This window comes from Aureibaculum marinum (assembly GCF_003813905.1).
GTDB lineage: Bacteria > Bacteroidota > Bacteroidia > Flavobacteriales > Flavobacteriaceae > Aureibaculum > Aureibaculum marinum.
The window spans coordinates 17,881-36,357 of record NZ_RPFJ01000040.1 but is presented as its reverse complement, the minus strand read 5'-3'; the positions used below and the strand labels follow the sequence as shown (position 1 = coordinate 36,357).

The window sequence follows — 18,477 nt, the reverse complement described above, 5'->3', positions numbered from 1 at the left end:
TTAATCTGTTCTTTTTACAATTTGTGCCATTAGTTGTGCTTCAACTACTAATTTATTATTGGCATACCCATAAGCTTGCATATGGCAAATTCCTCTTCTTATAGGCTCTATCAATTCTGCTTTAAAAATTAGTGTATCACCAGGCAATACCTTTCTTTTAAATTTAACATTATCCATTTTCATGAAATAAGTTAAATAATTTTCAGGGTCTGGTACTGTACTTAACACTAAAATACCTCCTGTCTGTGCCATAGCTTCTACTTGTAAAACACCAGGCATTACAGGAGCTCCAGGAAAATGACCAACAAAAAACTTTTCGTTCATGGTCACATTCTTTACGCCAACTACGGTTTTGTCTGTTAACTCTAAAATTTTATCAATTAACAAAAACGGAGGCCTATGAGGTAAAATATTCATAATTTGATGAATATCCATAAGTGGAGGTTCATTCAAATCAAATTGAGGAACATTATTCCGTTTTTCTATTTTTATCATTTTTGCTAATTTCTTAGCAAACTGTGTATTTACACTATGTCCCGGTTTATTAGCAATAACCTTACCTTTAATTTTTACACCTACCAACGCTAAGTCACCAATTACATCTAATAACTTATGACGTGCAGCTTCATTGGGATAGTGCAATGTTAAATTGTCTAATATACCATTAGGTTTAACCGAAATTTCTTCTTTATTAAAGGCTTTTCTCAACTTCTCCATGGTTTGCGGAGAAATCTCATTATCTACATAAACAATAGCATTATTTAAATCGCCTCCTTTAATTAAGTTATTGTCTAATAACATTTCTATTTCGTGCAAAAAACTAAATGTTCTTGCCGGGGCAATTTCTTTTTTAAAATCAGAAATCTGCTTTAAAGTTGCATTTTGAGTTCCTAAAACTTTAGTACCAAAATCAACCATTGCAGTAACTTCATAGTGATCTGAAGGCATTAAGATAATTTCACTTCCTGTACTTTCATCTTTATAGGAAACAATCTCTTTTACTACATACTCTTCAACTTCAGCTTCTTGTTCTTGTAACCCTGCTTTTTCTAAAGCTTCAACAAAAAATTTAGAAGAACCATCCATAATAGGTGGTTCTGGAGCGTCTAATTCTATACAAATATTATCAATTCCCAATCCAACAACAGCTGCTAATACATGTTCACTCGTTTGAATTTTTACTCCATTCTTTTCGATATTAGTTCCTCGTTGTGTATTTACAACATAGTCCGCTCGTGCTTCAATAACTGGACTTCCCTCTAAATCTATCCTAGTAAAAGCAAAACCATAATTCTCAGGTGCAGGTTTAAAAGTTAAATTAACTTGTTTTCCTGTATGAAGCCCAACACCGGAAAGTGAAACTTCCTTTTTAATTGTTTTTTGTTTATTGCTCATTTACTTCTTTTTGTGCATTTAACATTTTTTCTAACAAATCAATTTTATCAACTAATTTCGATAAATTTTTAAAATGTACATATGATTTATTAAAGTCTGCATAAGGCAATGCAGGACTTCCTTGAACCACTTCATTATCTTTAAGGTTTCTGCTTATACCAGATTGAGCTTGAATGCTGACATTATCACCTATTTTTAGATGTCCCACAATTCCTACTTGACCTCCTATTCTACAATTTTTTCCAATTTTTGTAGAACCTGCAACACCTGTTTGAGCTGCAATTACTGTATTTTTACCTATTTCAACATTGTGAGCAATTTGAATTTGATTATCCAATTTCACTCCTTTTTTAAGAATTGTTGAGCCTAAAGTAGCTCTATCTATTGTAGTACCGGCTCCAACTTCTACATTATCTTCTAAAACAACGTTACCCGTTTGGGGCACCTTACTATATATTCCATTTTCATCAGGTACAAAACCAAAACCATCACATCCTATAGATACGCTTGGATGAATAATACATGATTTTCCAATTACACTTTCTGAATTAATTTTAACACCTGCAAAAAGAGTAGTTCCATCTCCAATGATAACATTATCACCTATATAAACATTCGGATATATTTTAACATTATCACCTATAACCACATTATTTCCTATATAAGCAAAAGCACCAACATAAACATCTTTACCTAATTTAGCAGAGTCACTTATAAAATTAGGACGTTCAATACCTGTTTTATTTAATTTTACTTGATTATAAAATTCTAATAATTTTGAGAATGCTTTATATGAATCTTCTACCTTTATTAAAGTAGCTTCAATATCTTTTTCTGGTGTAAAACTTTTATTTACAATAGCTACAGAAGCATTTGTAGAATATAAAAATGATGTATATTTAGGATTTGACAAAAAAGTTAATGACCCTTTTTCACCTTCTTCAATCTTAGAAAGTTTATAAACTTCCACTGAAGGATTACCTTCAATCTCCCCTTGGAGTATATCAGAGATTTGTTGTGCTGTAAATTTCATTGGTGCAAAAATATAAAAAAAGAATAACCTAAGGAGATTTAAAAATTACGATTTATAATATTTTGAGATTTTTTTATAAAAGATTTAGATAATAAATTAGTTTTTATTCAAATACAGTTTTTTTTATTTTAAAAAAAATACTGAATTAAGCGATTTAATTTTATACTACAACAATGAATACAAACTTTTTGGATAATAAACAAAATGCTTGACCACAGGTTTAGTTAAAGCCAATAAATTCATATGATCAGAAGCTTTCGTCAAATCTTTTATCTCTCCATTTTTATATAAAATACTAATAGAATTGTGGTGTAAATCATACGCTTGATTTTTAATAACGCCTGTATCAACAAAATATTCAATTTCTCCCTTTTTATCTGTAATGTTTAATTCTACTTTCTCAGTAATTTTCTGAAGTTGCTCTTTAGAAAATTCATTATCTTGAATTATAATTTTTGGCAATTTTCTATCTAAAATAGAGGTACACAAAGAAGCTAAGATAAAATCATCATTATTTTTCCATTGTTTAAGAGCCATTATTATGTCGTAATCATCAATTTGAGAAAAATTAGAAAACTGAATGCTGTTAAAATTTATATCATGATTATAATCTAAGAAAAATCTCAGCGGATTGCTACAAGGTAAATCCGCACCATTTAAAAATAAACTTTTAGCTCTTTTTAATATTTTAACTAACAAATAATCAGCCACTAAACTAGTTTTATGTAAATAAACCATCCAATACATTAAACGTCTGGCTACAATAAATTTTTCTACAGAATAAATTCCTTTTTCTTCAACGACTAAATTATCATCAACAACAGCAAGCATAGAAATTATACGTTCCGAATTAATATTTCCTTCAGTAACACCTGTATAGAAACTATCTCTTTTTAAATAATCCAATCGATCCATATCAAGTTGGCTTGAAATCAATTGAACTAAAAAATTTCTATGATAATCACCTTTAAATATTTTAATGGCTAAACTCAATTTTCCATTAAATTGATTATTCAGTTCCTCCATAAAAATTAGAGAAATATCTTCATGTTTAATTCCAGTAACCAAACTATGCTCTAACGTATGAGAAAAAGGCCCATGGCCAATATCATGCAATAAAATTGCAATTAAAAGTGCCTCTTCTTCTTCTTTTGATATTAAAACTCCTTTATTTTTTAATATATTTATGGTCTTTTGCATTAAATGCATAGCTCCAATGGCATGTTCAAAACGAGAATGATGTGCTCCTGGATATACGAATGACGATAATCCCATTTGGCAAATACGCCTTAACCGTTGAAAATAAGGATGTTCAATAATATCAAAAATTAATTCGCTCGGAATGTTTATAAATCCGTAAATTGGGTCGTTAAAAATTTTAAATTTGTTCAATCGAATATTTTTAAAATTACACTACAAAAATAGATGTTTAATATTTAATCAGTAAATAAAAGGAATGAATGCAATCAAAATACTTTGGGTGGACGATGAAATTGAATTACTAAAACCTCACTTATTATTTTTAAAAAAGAAAAATTATGATGTTAGCACTTGCAACAATGGTGCAGAAGCCATTGAAAGTATTGATGAGGAGAATTATGATGTTGTTTTTTTAGATGAAAATATGCCAGGCTTATCTGGTATTGAAACCTTAACAAAGATTAAAGCAAAACAACCTAATCTTCCTATTGTAATGATTACAAAAAGCGAAGAAGAATATATTATGGAAGAAGCTATTGGTTCAAAAATAGCAGATTATTTGATTAAACCTGTAAATCCGAATCAAATATTATTAAGTCTTAAAAAGAATTTAGACCATTCAAGATTGGTTTCTGAAAAAACAACTTCTACATACCAACAAGAGTTTAGGCAAATTTCATTAGACTTGGCAATGGTTAGTAATTATGAAGAATGGGTTGAACTGTATAAAAAATTAGTTCACTGGGAAATTCAACTCGAATCAATTGCTGATCCTGGAATGATTGAAATATTAGAAAGCCAAAAAGAGGAAGCAAATTCACAATTTTTTAAATTTATTCAAAAAAACTATCAAGGATGGTTTGAAGGAGAAGACAAACCTTTACTATCTCAAGATTTATTTAAACAAGTTATTGCCCCTCAAGTAGAAAAAGAAAAGACGTTACTTATTGTAATAGACAATTTACGTTACGATCAATTACGCGTGTTAGAACCTATTATTAACAATTATTATAAAAAAGAAGAAGAAATATCTTTCTATAGTATTCTACCTACCGCCACTCAATATGCTAGAAATGCAATTTTTTCTGGTTTAACACCTTTAGAAATGTCAAAAAGGCATCCTGAATATTGGAAAAATGACACTGATGAAGGTGGTAAAAACCTACATGAAAATGATTTTTTAGAAGCTCAATTAAAACGCTTGAATTTAAACATAAAACACGAGTATTTTAAAATTACAAGCATGCCAAAAGGGCGTGATTTAGCGGCAAATTTCAAATCCGTAAAAGACAATGACCTTACTGTAATAGTTTATAATTTTGTTGATATGCTCTCTCATTCACGCACAGAAATGGAAATGATAAAAGAATTGGCTAGTGATGATAAAGCATACCGATCTTTAACCTTAAGCTGGTTTAAAAATTCGCCATTGTTAGAAATGATTCAAAAAGCCCAAGAATTTGGACTAAAATTAATAATTACTACCGACCATGGTACAATAAATACTAAAAAACCAACAAAAATTGTTGGAGAGAAAAGCATTAGTTCTAATTTACGTTATAAGACCGGTAGAAGTTTAACATATACAGAAAAAGAAGTATATGCAGTAAAAAATCCGGAAGACATACAATTGCCATCAATACATATGAGTAGTTCTTTTGTTTTTGCTAAAGAAGATTACTTTTTTGCATACCCAAATAACTATAATCACTATGTTAAATATTATAAAAACACCTATCAACATGGTGGTATAAGTTTAGAGGAAATGATTATACCATGTATTATAATGGAACCAAAATAAATTATTATCATTTTAGTAAACTAGCCATTAGTATAATTACACATTTTAATTCTTAAAATGCGTTTTAAATACTATTTAACATACCCAATTGTAGAATTCTTTAAACAAAGAAGCATGTTTATTAACAAATTCTTCAATTTTGTTATCAAATTTTAAATAATTCTTAATGATTATTTACTATAAAATGCTCAAATTTGTGCTCTAAATTTACAAGATGAAAAAGCATAATTTTAGTGCAGGACCAAGCATATTAACACAAGAAGTATTACAAAAAGCTTCAGAAGCCGTATTAAATTTTAATAATGATAATTTATCAATCCTTGAAATATCGCATAGAAGCCCAGCTTTTGTTGCGGTAATGGAAAAAGCAAGAAGTTTAGTATTAGAATTATTAGACCTTGAAAACAAAGGCTACTCTGTATTATTTTTACAGGGTGGTGCCAGTTTACAGTTTTTAATGACTCCATACAACTTAATGAAAGAAAATGGAAAAGCTGCTTATTTAGATACTGGAGCATGGAGTTCTAAAGCTATTAAAGAAGCTAAATTATTTGGAGAGGTAGAAGTTGTAGCGTCTTCAAAAGATAAAAATTACAATTATATTCCTAAAAATTATACCATACCAAGTGCGGTAGACTACATTCACTGCACAAGTAACAATACTATTTATGGTACTCAAATAAAAGAATTTCCAAAATCAGATAATGTTTTGGTATGTGATATGAGTTCTGATATTTTTTCTCGCCAATTAGATTTCACACAATTTGATGTGATTTATGCTGGAGCACAAAAAAATATGGGACCAGCTGGAACAACTTTAGCTGTTGTAAAAGAATCTATTTTAGGAAAAACTGGACGTACTATTCCTTCAATGTTAGATTATCAAGTACATATCTCTAAAGATAGTATGTTTAATACACCTCCAGTTTTTGCAGTATACACCTCAATGTTAACTCTACAATGGTTAAAAGAAAAAGGTGGTATTGCAGCTATTGAAAAAATTAATAATGCAAAAGCTGAATTATTATATTCTGAGATTGATAACAATCCGTTATTTAAAGGTGTGGCCGAAAAAGAAGATAGGTCTAACATGAATGTCACTTTTGTTTTAACTGACGACAGTTTAAAAGATAAGTTTGATAGTATGTGTAAAGAAGCAGACATTAGTGGAATTAATGGTCACAGATCTGTAGGCGGGTATAGAGCAAGTATATACAATGCATTACCTCTAGAAAGTGTTCAAGTTTTAGTTAATGTAATGAAAGCATTAAAATAACAATTTTAATTTCTAGTAAAAAGAATATTTAAAAAAGGCATATTATAATATTTTCTCATGCCAACGAATAACAAATAATAAAATAAAGTTTTAGAATGATAGTATTAGCAAATGATGGTATAGCAAAAAGTGGAGTTACAGCTCTTGAAAATGCTGGTTTTAAGGTTGACTTAACAACAGTAGCACAAGAGCAATTGATTGATTACATAAATAAAAATGAAATTTCTGTTTTATTAGTACGTAGTGCTACTAAAGTAAGAAAAGACCTTATAGACGCTTGCCCTTCTTTAAAAATAATAGGCCGTGGTGGTGTTGGTATGGATAATATTGATGTAGAATATGCAAAATCTAAAGGATTACATGTAATTAACACTCCTGCTGCCAGTTCACATTCCGTAGCTGAATTAGTATTTGCTCACTTATTTGGAATGGTTCGTTTTTTATATGATTCTAATAGAAATATGCCTTTAGAAGGTGATTCTAAATTCAAAGATTTAAAAAAGGCTTACGCCAAAGGTGTTGAACTAAAAGGAAAAACATTAGGTGTATTTGGCTTTGGACGCATTGGACAAGCTACTGCTAAAATTGCATTAGGAGTAGGAATGAAAGTTGTTGCTTTTGATCCTTTTATAGAATCTGCTAATGTGAAATTAGATTTTTATGACGGACAAAGTGTTAATTTTAAAATTGACACCATTTCAAAAGAAGATCTTTTAAAACAATCAGATTTTATATCATTACACGTTCCTGCTCAAAAAGAATATATAATCTCCTCGAAAGAGTTTGAACTTATGAAAGACGGAGCTTGTATAGTAAATGCTGCTCGTGGCGGTGTTTTAGATGAGATAGCTTTAGTTAAAGCCATTGAAAATGGAAAAATTGCACATGCCGCATTAGATGTTTTTGAAAAAGAGCCTACTCCAGAAATTCAACTATTAATGAATCCTAATATTTCATTAACACCACATATTGGTGCAGCAACAAGTGAAGCTCAGGATAGAATTGGTAGTGAATTGGCAGAGCAAATTGTTAAAATTTTAGGATAAATACTTACTAATTACCTATACTTTTAATAGATTGTAATTTAATGAGTAACAAGATACTGTTTCATTCATTTTAAGGAAGTAATCACTTCCTTAAAATGAATGAAGCTTGCTTAATAAATGTTTCAATAGCACTACCCTCTTTAATTGAAAACTTATAACCATGAGTATTTCTGAAAATCTTATCAAAATAAAAAAAAGTTTACCTTCTCATGTAACCTTGGTTGCCGTATCTAAAACAAAACCAGCTTCAGACATTTTAGAAGCTTATGATGCTGGACAACGTATTTTTGGAGAAAATAAAATTCAAGAAATGGTTGAGAAATACAACAACTTACCTCAAGATATAGAGTGGCACATGATTGGTCATTTACAGCGTAATAAGGTAAAATATATGGCTCATTTTGTTAGCCTTGTTCATGGTGTAGACAGTTTAAAAACGCTAAAAGAAATTAACAAACAAGCAAAAAAACACGATCGAGTTATCAATTGCTTATTACAAGCCAAAATAGCTGAAGAAGACACCAAGTTTGGGCTTTCATTTACAGAAATAGAATCCATTTTAACTTCAGAAAATTTAAATGAATTAAGCAACATTAACATAGTTGGATTAATGGGAATGGCCACCTTTACTAGCGATACCACTCAGGTACAAGAAGAATTCTCAAAAATTAATACTTTCTTTGAAAAGATTAAATCACAAAACAAAGGTATTACTACACTGTCAATTGGCATGAGCGGAGACTATAAAATTGCTATTGAAAATGGAAGCACTATGGTAAGAGTAGGAAGTGCTATTTTTGGAAGCAGATAATTTCTGTTTTACACTTTTTTTTCTTCTCAAAACACTTTTTTTTTACAAGAAATTCAATCAACTATTTTTACTTAAAAAAAAATAACTGATTTTACATTAACCTAGTTGTTTGAAACCTTCTACTTATTAATTTACACAGACCATAAAGGTTTAAACTTTACGCAATACACTAGGTATCTTAATATTACATATTGTTAATAACTACAAACCCACTTCTTAATAACATTGTTAAAAACTTTGAGCGTACTTCTAAAACCACAAAACTAATAACTTTACAAACAACCACACAATCAACTAATTTACAATGACTTAAATACATTTTCGCTGTTTTTAAATTTTATTTATATTTTTTTTACAATACTATATACTAAAATTAATTTTTTAGAGTTATTAACAAAAACAAACACCATTTACTATATGTAGCATAAATTACTTCTAACAACCCTAATAGTTTTTTCTAAAAAAATGAAGAAGTTTAATTTATGTATTATAAGTTGCATTCTAACAATTCAACTTGGTTTTTCTCAAAACGCTACAAATAACAATCAAATTATTTCTGCAATTTTAGCACCCGACGTTGTAGTGAGTTACAACAATTGTAACCACGTTGGTTTTGGCGGACATTATAATGAAATAATGGACGATGAACTAAACAGAACAGTTAGTCAATTTCAATTACATAAAACATCTGACAAAGAAGCTTGCGAAAACTTTGGCACAAGGTTTAATGAGTTTGAAAGCATCGAAGATGCTCCTAAAAATTTATTAGGTGTACAAGGAGAAACAATAACTTACTCATGGAAGTTTAAACTAACTAATGATTTTACTGTACGTAAATTTAACATGGACTTGCATCAATTGAAAGCAATTGGTGGTTCTGAGGCTGATGTTCCATTATTTACATTAACAACCATTAGAAAAGGAAGATTTGAATATTTAGAGTTACGTTATGCAGAAATGGATTCTCAAACCACTGTAGAATCTATTGATATTACCAATTTAAAAGGACAATGGCTTGAAGTTGTTGAAACAATCACATACAATGAAATAGGTGCTTACGACATAACTATTAAAACCGTTAACGGTGATAAAGTCTTATTAGATTATAATGATGATGCTATAAGAACTTGGAAAACAGATGCTGATTTTATTCGTCCAAAATGGGGAATATTTAAAGAGACAGCAGAAACTGAAACTGAAATTGAAAAAAGAGTGTTATTTACCGATTTTAATATCGAAGAAAATTCCAATATCAATGTCTTTCAATCTTCATTAGATAATAAATCTATTTCTATATTTCCAAATCCTACTTCATCAAAAGTAACTATGAAAGGAAATAATTTAGATAAGTATGATGCAATAGTATTACACGATAGTTTTGGAAGAGAAGTTTCTCTAAAACAACCAATGACCAACAATTCTTTTAATGTTTCTAATTTAAAAAATGGAATTTACTTTGTGGTATTTAAAAAAAATAATGAAATAAGTGCTGTAAAAAAATTGCTAAAGTTTTAGTGTAATTAGCAAGTAAAAAGGATATATTTTAAGTAATATCAGTGCATTATCTTAAAGATTAATTCTTTTAAAAGATCTCTAGTGTCAGCTGCATTTGCCCCTACACCTTTACTCTTTACATCAGTATCGCGTAAATAGGAAATAATTTGCGATACTTTACGCATTGGATAGTTTCTAGCTGCAATTACATAGTCATCATAAAAATAAGCACTAATACCTAATGCTTTAACTACATTTCCTTTAGACTTATTAGTTAACCCATGATAAATTAATAATTTGGTAAAATATTTATTTAATAATGTAATGGTAAGAACCAATGAATTATTTTTAGGATTATCTGCAAAATAATTAATTATCTGATTTGCTTTGACTAACTTTTTTTCTCCAATAGCGTTTTGTAATTCAAAATTGTTAAAATCTTTACTTATCCCAATATTTACTTCAACATCAACAGGTCTTATGGTACTCTCTTTTGGCAAAATACTCATTAGTTTTTCCAACTCATTAGCAATCTTAGAAAGATCGGTTCCTAAAAACTCAACCAACATTATAGCAGCTTTTGGTTCAATTTGAAATCCTTTACCAGCCAACACTCTTCTAATCCAATCACCTACTTGATTATCATAAAGTTTTTTACTCTCAAACAACAATCCATTTTTACTTATACTCTTACTAAGTTTTTTACGCTTGTCTAATAGTTTATATTTATAACAAATTACAAGAACTGTAGTTGGTTGCGGGTTCTCAACATAACTCAAAAGATTTTCTATAGTACGCGATAAATCTTGAGCTTCTTTAACAATTACCACTTGCCTATCTGCCATCATTGGGTAACGTTTGGCATTAGACACTATATCATCTATAGTAACATCTCTACCATACAATACAACCTGATTAAATTCTTTTTCTTCTTCTGATAATACGTTTTGCTCTATATAATCAGAAATTTTATCAATATAATAGGGCTCCTCACCCATTAAAAAATAAATAGGTTTTATATTTCCCGATTTTATATCAGAAACTATTTCATTGATGCGTTTCATTTCTAAGAAAAAAGGTTCATTTTTGTAGTATGATTGTATTGAATTTACCCAAAACCCAACTAAACGTCAAAAGTAAAGAAAATAAGCAATTAATTTTTGATATTATCAGAAAAAAATATGTGGTGTTAACCCCTGAAGAATGGGTAAGACAACATATTATCCATTATTTAATTTCGTATAAAAACTATCCAAAATCAATTATAGCAGTTGAAAAGCAGCTAACAATTAACTCTTTAAAAAAAAGATTTGATGTATTGGTTTTTAATACTAAAGGTTTGCCTGAACTAATTGTAGAATGCAAAGCCCCTAAAGTAAAAATTACACAAGATACTTTTGATCAAATAGCTCGTTACAATTTAAAATTAAATGCTCAATACTTAATGGTTACAAATGGATTAAACCATTATTTCTGCAAAATGGACACAGAAAATGAAAAGTATATTTTTTTAGAAGATTTACCAAACTACATTCGTTAACCTTTACTTTTTATCAATAAATATAGTTACACTTTTCTATATAATAAGTATCATTATTAATTGTTAAGTTTGCAACTTAAAAAAAATCCTTGAAAGTAGCCGTAATCATATTAAATTGGAATGGTAAACAACTATTAGAACAGTTTTTACCAGCAATGCTAAAATATAGTAGTAATGATGCCGATATTTATGTTGCAGATAACAACTCGCCTGACGACTCAGTAAAATTTGTAAAAGAAACTTTTCCTTCTGTAAAAATTATAGAAAACAGTATTAATGGAGGCTATGCCAAAGGTTATAATGATGCTTTACAACATATAGATGCGGATATTTACGCATTAGTAAATTCAGATATAGAAGTTACTGAAAATTGGTTAAAACCTATTATTTCAGAATTTGAATCGTCTAAAGATACAGTTGCTATTCAACCTAAAATAAAAGACTTTAAAGATAAAACCAAATTTGAATATGCTGGTGCAGCTGGAGGTTTTATTGATTTATATGGTTATCCATATTGCCGTGGACGTTTATTTTCTAATTTAGAAAAAGACACAGCTCAATACAATGATACTACCGATATTTTCTGGGCTTCTGGAGCGTGTTTTTTTATTCGTAAAGAAATTTTTCATCAATTAGATGGTTTTGATGAGGATTATTTTGCTCATTATGAAGAAATAGATTTGTGTTGGAGAATAAAAAATGAAGGATACAACATAAAATATGTAGGCGAATCAACAGTATACCATGTTGGAGGTGCTACACTGAATGAAGCTAACCCTAGAAAAACCTATTTAAATTTTAGAAATAGTTTATTTTCTATACTTAAAAATGTACCTAGCAATTATTTATTCTTTGTATTATTAATCCGATTATTATTGGATGGTGTTGCTGGAATTAAATTTTTGTTTGAATTACGCCCTAGGCATTGTTTTGCCATTTTAAAAGCTCATTTTAATTTTTATTATAACATTCCAAAATACCTTAAAAAAAGAAAAAGAATTACTGATAAAAAGAACAATTACTACCAGTGTAAAAGTATTGTTTGGCAGCATTTTGTATTAGGTAAAAAAAACTTTAGTGAGATTACGTAATACTAAAATTTACTTGATACTAATTTTACCTTTCTATAAAAGTTGTAAAAGTGCCCGTCACATAATAAAAACAATCTAGATAAGTCCTTTGGCTTTAAACTCTAAATACTTATTAATCACATTAACTGATAAATTTTGAGGTTTAGTTAAAATTGCATGAACTCCTTTACTCTCTAGTTCTTTAACTATCAACCTTTTTTCGTAAGCAAATTTTTCAGCAATGGTTTTATGATAAATACTTTGCAAATCTTCTACATTTTCTGTAATTAACTCTTCTAATTCTGTATTTTCAAAAAATACTGTCACCAATAAATGTTGCCTAGAAATAGCTTTTAAATAAGGTAATTGACGCTGCAAGGCTGAAATATGCTCAAAATTGGTATATAAAATTATTAAACTACGTTGATTTATCTTTCTTTTAATAGTTGCATATAAATACCCAAAATCTGAATCAGTGAACTGTGTATCAATATTATACAATGCCTCATTAATGGTGTTAATATGAGTACGTTTATTACTGGCAGCAACTATTTTTTCCACCTTTTTAGAAAAAGTAAGCATGCCTGCTTTATCGTTTTTTAATAATGCAATATTAGAGAAAGCCAATGTAGAATTAATTGCATAATCTAATAGTTTTAACTCTTCAAAAGGCATTTTCATAACTCTACCTGTATCAATGATAGAATAGATAGGTTGTGACTTTTCATCTTGATATTGGTTGACCATTAATTGCCCTCTTTTAGCAGTAGCTTTCCAATTAACAGTTCTAACATCATCACCTGCAATATAATTTTTAATCTGTTCAAATTCCATAGTATGACCAATTCTACGAATCTTTTTAAGACCAAACTCAGTTAACCTATTACTAAATGCCAAAAATTCATATTTACGCATTTGAATATAAGAGGGATATACTGCCACCATTTGTTTGGCATTAAAACGGTATCTTCTGGCAACTATTTGCAATGGCGATGAAACAAATAAATTTAAATTTCCAAAATAATATTCACCCCGTTCTACTGGCCGTACCCGATATTCAAAATTATGATATCCATTATCGTTTATTTCAGTAAAATATTCAAAATCTCTTTTTTGAAACTGCGTAGGAAGCTCATCAATTACTTTTAAAAAGATTTTTATAGGATATTTATTTTCAATGGTAATAGGAATGGGATTTTCGTCTGAATTAGAGAATTTTTCTGGCAATAAACGTCTGGCTTTTAATCCATTTTTAAATCGAAATAAGATTATAATATCCACTAAAAATAAAACGGCCAAAGTAAAAAGTAAAAACCAAGCTATTTGATATACCATCTCTACCCAATAAGATACCAAAAACAAACCTGATACAATGCTAATATAAACAAAGAAGCCTTGGTGAATGTAAAGATTTTTAAAGAGGTTAATCATATAAGCGTTAGTCTGCCAAATTATTTAGCTAAAATAAGTGATTTTAAATTGTTAGTGAAAATTTACATATTAAAAAACAGAACAATTTAATTTATCTTAGAAGGTTTAAGTTTCTTTAAAAGCAGTTTTCAGTTATAATTCCAAAAAATTCTTTAATAAAATCTCACCTGCAGTGCTACTTTTTTCAGGATGAAACTGCACTCCATAAAAATTATCTTTTTTTAAGGCAGACGAATATTCAATATCATAATTGGTTATCGCAATAGTATCATCACATAGCGGAGCGTAATAACTATGCACCAAATACATATATTCTTCATTTTTTATTCCACTAAATAATTCTGATTTTAAATTAGTAAGTGTATTCCAACCTATTTGAGGTACTTTTACCTTATTGCTAAACTTTAGAACATCAACATCAAAAATACCAAGTCCTTTAGTATGCCCTTCTTGACTGTAATTACACATCAACTGCATGCCTAAACAAATACCAAGTACGGGTTGTTTTAATTGAGGAATTACTTTATCTAAGCCGGTTGCTATCAATTTTTCCATAGCACTACTTGCCTCGCCAACTCCAGGGAAGATTACTTTATCTGCTGCTTTAATTATTTCTGCATCATTACTTAGTAGTGCTTGAGCTCCTAATCGTTGAATGGCAAATTTTATACTTTGTATGTTTCCAGCACCATAATCTATAATAACAATAGAAATGTCCTTTTTTTCTCTATTATCAGAGCTTTTTAAATTGTTTGTGTTTGCTAGTGTATCTGACATTAAAGTGAAATCTTTATTTATATTATACTTTATACATTTTTCTTTATGAAAAATTAGAATGACTAATATTTATAACATTCCTTTAGTACTAGGTAAAATCATTTTTTCTACATCACGTTTTACGGCTGCTTTTATAGCTTTGGCAAAAGCTTTAAAAATGGCTTCAATTTTATGATGTTCATTTTCACCTTCAACTTTCACATTTAAATTAGCTTTGGCTCCATCAGTAAAAGATTTGAAGAAATGAGAAAACATTTCTGTTGGCATTTTACCAATCATTTCTCGTTTAAAGTCGGCATCCCAGACCAACCAATTTCTACCACCAAAATCTATACTAACCTGAGCTAAACAATCGTCCATTGGCAAAGAAAAACCATAACGTTCTATGCCCAATTTACTACCAATAGCTTTACTAAACACTTCACCTAAGGCAATACCTGTATCTTCAATAGTATGGTGTTCATCAACTTCTAAATCGCCCTTTACATTAATTTCTAAGTCCATTTGCCCATGACGAGAAATCTGATCTAACATGTGATCAAAAAAAGCAATACCAGTATTAATTTTACTTTTTCCGGTTCCATCAAGATTTAGTTTAATAAAAATATCTGTTTCATTTGTTTTTCTCTTAATTTCAGCTGTGCGATTTTCTAACTTTAAGAATTCATAAATACGCTGCCAATCATTTGTTTCTAAAGCTATATATGTATTTAACTCATCACGTTTAACAGTAATTTCATCGGTACCTAAATTGGTATTGTCATTAATAAAAATTCCTTTTGATCCTAAATTTTTAGCCAATTCAACATCGGTTAAACGATCTCCGATTACAAATGAATTTTTCAAATCATATTGTTCAGAAAAATACTTAGTCAACAAACCTGTATTGGGTTTACGTGTAGGTGCATTATCTTTAGCAAACGTTTTGTCAATAACAACTTCATCAAATAGTACACCTTCATTTTTAAAAGTATTTATCACAAAATTATGTACAGGCCAAAAAGTTTCTTCAGGATAAATCGATGTTCCTAATCCATCTTGATTAGTAATCATTACCAATTTATAATCTAATTCTTGAGCTATTTTAGATAAATATGCTAATGCTTTAGGATAAAACACCAACTTTTCAAAACTATCAATTTGTTCATCAGCTGGCTCTCTGATTAATGTCCCATCACGATCTATAAACAATACTTTAGTTGGTAGTTTTAGCTTTGATAAAGATGTTACACTTTCTGTGTTATTTGTATCTTTCTCACCCATTTTACAATTCGTTTAATGCTTTTATTAATTTTTCATTCTCTTGTGGTAAACCTATGGTAAATCGCAAACAATGTTCACATAAGGGTTGATTCGTTCTGTTTCTAACCACAATCCCCTTTTCTAATAATTGAGCATATCTATGATTAGCATCATCTACTTTTACCAAAACAAAATTACCGTCTGTGGGATACACTTCTTTTACAAATTTTATTTGATGTAATTGTTTAAGTAATTCATTCTTTTGAATTAATATAGTATTAATTTCACTCTCTACAATATTAAAATCAACTAATCGTTTTAAAGCTCTTTGCTGCGTGAGTTCATTCACATTATAAGGAGGTTTAATTTTATTTAAAATTGCAATAATTTCTGCAGATGCATAACAAATTCCTAGTCTTATTCCTGCCAAACCATATGCTTTAGACAAGGTTTGTGTAACAACCAAATTTGGATATGTATTCAGTTTATTCAACCAAGTTTCTTGTGAAGAAAAATCGATATACGCTTCGTCAATAACAACCAATCCATCAAAGTTTTTAAGAATTTGTTCTATTAATTCACTGTTAAAAGCATTACCTGTAGGATTATTAGGAGAGCAAATAAATATAAGTTTTGTACGTTTATCAACATGTTTTAAAATAGCCTCTACATTAGGCTGAAAATTATCAGTTAATAACACTTCTCTATTGTCTATAGTATTAATAGCTGCCAATACATTATACATTCCATATGTAGGAGGTAATGTAATTACATTGTCAACTTTAGGTTCACAAAAAGCACGATAAAGTAAATCTAAAACCTCATCACTTCCATTACCTAACAAGATTTGTTCAATTGAAACACCTTTTTGCTCAGCTAATACTTTTTTAACAGTTAGTTGTTGTGGATCTGGATAACGATTAACCCCATTATTAATAGGATTTTCATTCGCATCCAAAAAAACCATATCCTGATTAAAATCTTTAAATTCATCACGTGCAGATGAATATGGTTTTAACCGTTTTACGTTATCACGTATTAAATTGTCGAGATTAAAATTATTCATCTTTTAAACTATTTAATCGCAATGTTACAGCATTTTTATGAGCTTGTAACCCTTCAGCTTCAGCCATAATTTCAATAGCATTACCGATAGTTGCTATCCCTTCTTTACTTGCTTTTTGAAATGTCATACTTTTTAAGAAACTATCTAAATTAACACCACTATATTGTTTGGCATACCCATTTGTAGGTAACGTATGGTTTGTACCCGAAGCATAATCGCCAGCACTTTCAGGAGTATAATTTCCTATAAATATAGAGCCTGCATTTTGAATACCATTAACATAAAAATCCTCATTTTCAGTACATATAATAAAATGTTCTGGACCATATTCATTAATCAAATCTAATGCTATATGTTCATTTTCAACATAAATCAATTTAGAATTAGCTATAGCTTTTTCGGCAATGGCTTTTCTCTCCAATTTATGAAGTTGCACGTCTAGCTCCTGCTCTACTGCTTCAATTTGCTTTTTTGAAGTAGAAACCAAAATTACCTGACTATCAGCACCATGCTCTGCTTGACTTAGCAAGTCAGAAGCTACAAAACTGGCATTGGCAGTATTATCTGCTACCACCAGTAACTCTGAAGGACCTGCAGGCATATCAATAGCAACATTATATTTTGTTGCCAATTGTTTAGCTACTGTAACAAATTGGTTTCCGGGTCCAAATATTTTATAAACCTGCGGAATTGTCTCAGTACCAAAAGTCATCCCTGCAATAGCTTGAATTCCTCCAACTTTATAAATTTTAGTAACACCACATAGCTTTGCTGAATATAAAATTGCTGGATGAATATTTCCTTCTTTATTAGGTGGAGAACACAATACAATTTCTGAGCAACCAGCCAACTTTGCAGGTATAGCCAACATTAATACCGTTGAAAATAAAGGAGCTGTACCACCAGGAATATAAATTCCAACTTTTTGAATAGGTCTTTTTTCTTGCCAACATTTTACTCCTTGTGCAGTTTCTACCTCTATTTTTGGCGTTTTTTGTGCACTATGAAACTTTTCTATATTGTTTTTTGCTAACTGAATTGCTTGTTTCAACTCATAATCTATTGAATTATCAATTTTTGAAATTTCAACTTCAGTAACTTGCATATTTTTAATAATGGTACCATCAAAAAAACTTGTATATTTTTCAATGGCACTATCCCCGTTGCTTTTCACTTCATTAAATATTTGGAGTACTGTAGCTTCAATATCTTCAACCGTTTGAGTAGGTCTAGCCAAAATAGTTTTCCAATCATTTTTATGTGGATTGTATATTTTATTCATTTTACGATTAATT

Annotated in this window: 16 protein-coding genes; 7 read left to right on the top strand and 9 right to left on the bottom strand. The window is 29.5% G+C overall.

Annotated elements, in window-relative coordinates; all coding sequences use genetic code 11:
* From EGM88_RS13730 to EGM88_RS13720, 3 genes are all read right to left on the bottom strand, one after another.
* A complete protein-coding gene (locus EGM88_RS13730; RefSeq protein WP_123899001.1) occupies positions 1-1,395 on the bottom strand; it encodes a bifunctional UDP-3-O-[3-hydroxymyristoyl] N-acetylglucosamine deacetylase/3-hydroxyacyl-ACP dehydratase in 1,395 nt (464 codons plus the stop codon).
* The gene (gene lpxD / locus EGM88_RS13725) at positions 1,385-2,428 is read right to left on the bottom strand and encodes a UDP-3-O-(3-hydroxymyristoyl)glucosamine N-acyltransferase (protein ID WP_123899000.1); all 1,044 of its coding nucleotides are present in this window, start codon (positions 2,426-2,428) and stop codon (positions 1,385-1,387) included. Before lpxD ends, EGM88_RS13730 begins: the two co-directional genes overlap by 11 nt.
* A 165-nt stretch (positions 2,429-2,593) precedes the next feature.
* The gene (locus tag EGM88_RS13720) at positions 2,594-3,820 is read right to left on the bottom strand and encodes an HD domain-containing protein (RefSeq protein WP_123898999.1); all 1,227 of its coding nucleotides are present in this window, start codon (positions 3,818-3,820) and stop codon (positions 2,594-2,596) included.
* A gap of 64 nt (positions 3,821-3,884) precedes the next feature.
* On the opposite strand from EGM88_RS13720, the gene porX reads away from it, so the two are divergent.
* From porX to EGM88_RS13695, 5 genes are all read left to right on the top strand, one after another.
* Positions 3,885-5,429, top strand: a complete 1,545-nt coding sequence (gene porX / locus EGM88_RS13715; protein ID WP_123898998.1) for a T9SS response regulator signal transducer PorX — start codon at positions 3,885-3,887, stop codon at positions 5,427-5,429.
* Between the two features lie 214 nt (positions 5,430-5,643).
* Positions 5,644-6,705 carry a 3-phosphoserine/phosphohydroxythreonine transaminase gene (serC, locus tag EGM88_RS13710; protein ID WP_123898997.1) on the top strand — a complete coding sequence of 354 codons (1,062 nt, stop codon included), beginning with the start codon at positions 5,644-5,646 and terminating at the stop codon, positions 6,703-6,705.
* A 95-nt stretch (positions 6,706-6,800) separates the two neighbouring features.
* Positions 6,801-7,751 carry a D-2-hydroxyacid dehydrogenase gene (locus EGM88_RS13705; RefSeq protein WP_123898996.1) on the top strand — a complete coding sequence of 317 codons (951 nt, stop codon included), beginning with the start codon at positions 6,801-6,803 and terminating at the stop codon, positions 7,749-7,751.
* A 160-nt stretch (positions 7,752-7,911) separates the two neighbouring features.
* On the top strand, positions 7,912-8,562 hold the full coding sequence (locus tag EGM88_RS13700; RefSeq protein WP_123898995.1) for a YggS family pyridoxal phosphate-dependent enzyme: 651 nt from the start codon (positions 7,912-7,914) through the stop codon (positions 8,560-8,562).
* A 465-nt stretch (positions 8,563-9,027) separates the two neighbouring features.
* Positions 9,028-10,077 carry a T9SS type A sorting domain-containing protein gene (locus EGM88_RS13695; RefSeq protein ID WP_123898994.1) on the top strand — a complete coding sequence of 350 codons (1,050 nt, stop codon included), beginning with the start codon at positions 9,028-9,030 and terminating at the stop codon, positions 10,075-10,077.
* Positions 10,078-10,115: 38 nt separating this feature from the next.
* Here the strand turns inward: EGM88_RS13695 and holA are convergent, their stop codons facing one another.
* Positions 10,116-11,120, bottom strand: coding sequence for a DNA polymerase III subunit delta (gene holA / locus EGM88_RS13690; RefSeq protein WP_123898993.1), 1,005 nt, complete (start codon positions 11,118-11,120; stop codon positions 10,116-10,118).
* Positions 11,121-11,149: 29 nt separating this feature from the next.
* On the opposite strand from holA, the gene EGM88_RS13685 reads away from it, so the two are divergent.
* Both EGM88_RS13685 and EGM88_RS13680 read left to right on the top strand, forming a co-directional pair.
* Complete coding sequence (locus EGM88_RS13685; RefSeq protein ID WP_123898992.1) at positions 11,150-11,596, top strand: type I restriction enzyme HsdR N-terminal domain-containing protein; 447 nt, start codon at positions 11,150-11,152, stop codon at positions 11,594-11,596.
* A gap of 89 nt (positions 11,597-11,685) precedes the next feature.
* Complete coding sequence (locus EGM88_RS13680) at positions 11,686-12,687, top strand: glycosyltransferase (RefSeq protein ID WP_123898991.1); 1,002 nt, start codon at positions 11,686-11,688, stop codon at positions 12,685-12,687.
* 75 nt (positions 12,688-12,762) lie between these two features.
* On the opposite strand, the gene EGM88_RS13675 is transcribed toward EGM88_RS13680, so the two are convergent.
* The 5 genes from EGM88_RS13675 to hisD all read right to left on the bottom strand — a co-directional run bounded on the left by EGM88_RS13675 (position 12,763) and on the right by hisD (position 18,464).
* Positions 12,763-14,094, bottom strand: coding sequence for a DUF58 domain-containing protein (locus EGM88_RS13675; RefSeq protein WP_123899044.1), 1,332 nt, complete (start codon positions 14,092-14,094; stop codon positions 12,763-12,765).
* Positions 14,095-14,229: 135 nt separating this feature from the next.
* A complete protein-coding gene (gene hisH / locus EGM88_RS13670; RefSeq protein ID WP_123899043.1) occupies positions 14,230-14,811 on the bottom strand; it encodes an imidazole glycerol phosphate synthase subunit HisH in 582 nt (193 codons plus the stop codon).
* A gap of 132 nt (positions 14,812-14,943) precedes the next feature.
* A complete protein-coding gene (hisB, locus tag EGM88_RS13665; protein WP_123898990.1) occupies positions 14,944-16,137 on the bottom strand; it encodes a bifunctional histidinol-phosphatase/imidazoleglycerol-phosphate dehydratase HisB in 1,194 nt (397 codons plus the stop codon).
* A gap of 1 nt (position 16,138) precedes the next feature.
* Complete coding sequence (gene hisC, locus EGM88_RS13660; protein ID WP_123898989.1) at positions 16,139-17,182, bottom strand: histidinol-phosphate transaminase; 1,044 nt, start codon at positions 17,180-17,182, stop codon at positions 16,139-16,141.
* Positions 17,175-18,464 (bottom strand): histidinol dehydrogenase, encoded by a 1,290-nt coding sequence (gene hisD, locus EGM88_RS13655; RefSeq protein ID WP_123898988.1) that lies wholly within the window; start codon positions 18,462-18,464, stop codon positions 17,175-17,177. Before hisD ends, hisC begins: the two co-directional genes overlap by 8 nt.
* Positions 18,465-18,477: the final 13 nt, after the last annotated feature.

Coding starts and splice junctions, on each gene's coding strand:
- porX (WP_123898998.1), top strand. CDS start 3,885: ATGAATGCAATCAAAATACTTTGGGTGGACGATGAAATTGAATTACTA.
- hisC (WP_123898989.1), bottom strand. CDS start 17,182: ATGAATAATTTTAATCTCGACAATTTAATACGTGATAACGTAAAACGG.
- EGM88_RS13705 (WP_123898996.1), top strand. CDS start 6,801: ATGATAGTATTAGCAAATGATGGTATAGCAAAAAGTGGAGTTACAGCT.
- hisD (WP_123898988.1), bottom strand. CDS start 18,464: ATGAATAAAATATACAATCCACATAAAAATGATTGGAAAACTATTTTG.
- EGM88_RS13695 (WP_123898994.1), top strand. CDS start 9,028: ATGAAGAAGTTTAATTTATGTATTATAAGTTGCATTCTAACAATTCAA.
- hisB (WP_123898990.1), bottom strand. CDS start 16,137: ATGGGTGAGAAAGATACAAATAACACAGAAAGTGTAACATCTTTATCA.
- EGM88_RS13685 (WP_123898992.1), top strand. CDS start 11,150: ATGATTGTATTGAATTTACCCAAAACCCAACTAAACGTCAAAAGTAAA.
- serC (WP_123898997.1), top strand. CDS start 5,644: ATGAAAAAGCATAATTTTAGTGCAGGACCAAGCATATTAACACAAGAA.
- EGM88_RS13730 (WP_123899001.1), bottom strand. CDS start 1,395: ATGAGCAATAAACAAAAAACAATTAAAAAGGAAGTTTCACTTTCCGGT.
- EGM88_RS13700 (WP_123898995.1), top strand. CDS start 7,912: ATGAGTATTTCTGAAAATCTTATCAAAATAAAAAAAAGTTTACCTTCT.
- lpxD (WP_123899000.1), bottom strand. CDS start 2,428: ATGAAATTTACAGCACAACAAATCTCTGATATACTCCAAGGGGAGATT.
- holA (WP_123898993.1), bottom strand. CDS start 11,120: ATGAAACGCATCAATGAAATAGTTTCTGATATAAAATCGGGAAATATA.